Below are 2,657 nucleotides of genomic sequence, written 5' to 3' on the forward strand. Positions count from 1 at the left end.
TAAATTATAATGGTGTTTTATCTGAAGATTTAAATAAAAATACTTATTTAATTAATAGGTCTAAAAATATACTTGATGAGTTATATTTAGAGACTATTAATATATTAGAAAACAATAGAAGTAAATTAGAGTTATTATCTAAAGCACTACTAGAAAAAGAAACTTTACTGGAAGAAGATATTAATATAATAGTATTTGGATCTTAAAATATTTATATTTAAACTTACGCTTGAAAAAAAACAGGAACAGTATATAATAAGATTAAAGAAAGATACTGAAGTGCTTGTGGATCTTTGTAATTCAACCGACATATCAGACACGGGAGTCTGCGTTTAGTATAGGCTAACATGCCTCTATAAAGTGGACGTTAAAATATACTAACAGGAAACCCACCTAAAAATAGGCGGGTGTGAATTATCTAGATATACGGCATTTTGGTTAAACGTCCCATTAAGTTAAAACTTAATGGGACATTTTTTTATTGCTTAGAATATTGTAATTTATATAAATTATAATATATGCCTTCTTTTTTTAACAGTTCTTGATGATTTCCTGTTTCTTTAATTTCACCTTTACTTAAAACAATTATGTTGTCTGCATGTTGTATGGTTGATAATCTATGAGCTATAGCTATGGAAGTTCTTCCTTTAATAAGTTTTTCTAAGGCATCTTGTATAAGGATTTCAGTTTCAGTATCAATATTTGCTGTAGCTTCATCAAGTATAAGGATACTTGGATTATATACAAGGGTTCTTGCAAATGATAAAAGTTGTCTTTCACCTGAAGATAATGTTGAGCCTCTCTCCATAACAGCTTCTTCATATCCATTTTTAAGCCTATTTATAAAATGAGTGGCATTCACATACTCTGAAACTTCTTCTATTTTGCCTCTTTTTATATCTGAATTATTTAATTTAATATTATCTTCAATTGTACCTGTAAATAAAAAGACATCTTGAAGAACAACACCTATATATCTTCTTAATTCATATTTATCTATGTTTTTTATATTAATATCATCTAATAATATTTCACCCTTTTGTATATCATAAAATCTAGTTATAAGATTTATGATTGAAGTTTTACCAGCTCCAGTAGAACCTACAAATGCAACAGTTTGACCAGGGTGTATAACAAAATTGATGTTCTTTAATACCCAATTTTCATCATCATAAGAGAACCAAACATTTTTAAATTCTATTTTTCCTTTGATCTTATCAAGTTTAATTGGATTTTTATCGTTTTCTACAAAGCTGTTGTCATCTAGAACATTAAATATTCTTTCGCTAGATGCCATTGAAGCTTGCAGTACATTATATTTTTCTGCAAGATCCATAATTGGAACAAAAAACTTTTGTAAATAATCAATAAATAAATATAAAACTCCAAATTCTATAACATTTGAAATAACCCTGCCACCACCATAATAAACTAATAATGCAATGCCTATAGATCTTACAATCTCTATAGAAGGTCTTAATAAAGCATATATTTTCATTTGTTTTAAGTTTGTATTTAAATAATCATTATTTATTTTATCAAATTTTTTCTTTATTTTCTTTTCTTTATTAAAAATCTGTATAGTTTTCATACCAGTGAAGTATTCACTTAAGCTAGAATTTATTTTAGCTAATTGAAGTCTTGCAAGCCTATATACGACTCGTATGTTATTTCTAAATACAATAGAAATAACAAGAATAATAGGTAATAGTGCAAATGCTATAAGAGCTAATTTATAATTAAGTTGAATCATAATAATAGTTATCCCTAGAAGCATGAATATATCTTTAAATAAATTTACTAGTACAGATGTATACATTTCATTTAAAGTTTCTGTATCATTGGTAACACGAGTTACAAGTTTTCCTATAGGATTTTTATCATAAAATGATACATTTAAGCTTTGTATATGATTAAAAACCTCTTCTCTAATATTAAATATTATTTTTTGACCTGTATAATTCAATATATATACTTGAATATAGTTAAATAAAAAAGTAAATAAAATAACTAAAAAAAAGTAAATGGCAATCCTATTTATACCTAAGAGATCATCTTTTCTAAAGCTTAGATAGTCATCTTGTTTAAGTTTTATACCATTTGATATGTTACTATCACCATAGTCTACTAGATAGTAGGACCCATTACTTTTTAAAATGTTCTTTAGTCTTACATCTTCTGTTTTTTCTTTTTCACTTTCTGTTAAATTATCTTTTCTTATATACTTTTTATTGTCAAAATTTACTCCTTTATTATCACTTTGAAAAGATGTATCTAGTTCATACATTGCTTTATCTAATACATTTATCTTGTCATCAATAGCTACCTTTAATAAATAAGGGTTCAATAGTTCAAGACCTGTTATAATTAAAAGTATTACAAGGGATAGGAGTAATAGCTTCCAATAAGGCTTAGCATATCCCAGTAATCTTTTTAGAAGTTTTGAGTCATGATTTTTTATAATTTTTTTTTCTTTATCTTTATTTTTATTTATCATATATATTCACCTCCTATTTTTTAACTTTTTCTTCTAATAATTGTTTTTCATACAAATCTTTGTATAAACAATTTAATTTCAATAATATATCATGTGTTCCTCTTTATTTAATTTTACAATCATCTAAAAATATAATTTCATTATCAGATATAATGGTTTA

At 25.2% G+C, this 2,657-nt stretch carries 1 protein-coding gene, 1 other RNA gene and 1 pseudogene; 2 read left to right on the forward strand and 1 reads right to left on the reverse strand.

Going from position 1 to position 2,657, the window contains the following annotated elements:
- A pseudogene (locus tag ACTHW2_RS12755) lies at positions 1-206 on the forward strand (cell division protein FtsH); the annotation flags it as partial.
- A 62-nt stretch (positions 207-268) separates the two neighbouring features.
- Positions 269-445, forward strand: a non-coding RNA gene (ssrS, locus tag ACTHW2_RS12760) — 6S RNA.
- Positions 446-478: 33 nt separating this feature from the next.
- Here ssrS and ACTHW2_RS12765 read toward each other — a convergent pair.
- Positions 479-2,497, reverse strand: coding sequence for an ABC transporter ATP-binding protein (locus tag ACTHW2_RS12765; protein ID WP_442264270.1), 2,019 nt, complete (start codon positions 2,495-2,497; stop codon positions 479-481).
- Between the last annotated feature and the right edge of the window lie 160 nt (positions 2,498-2,657).

This window comes from Tissierella sp. (assembly GCF_052089545.1).
Taxonomy (GTDB): domain Bacteria; phylum Bacillota; class Clostridia; order Tissierellales; family Tissierellaceae; genus Tissierella_A.

Coding starts and splice junctions, on each gene's coding strand:
- ACTHW2_RS12765 (WP_442264270.1), bottom strand. CDS start 2,497: ATGATAAATAAAAATAAAGATAAAGAAAAAAAAATTATAAAAAATCAT.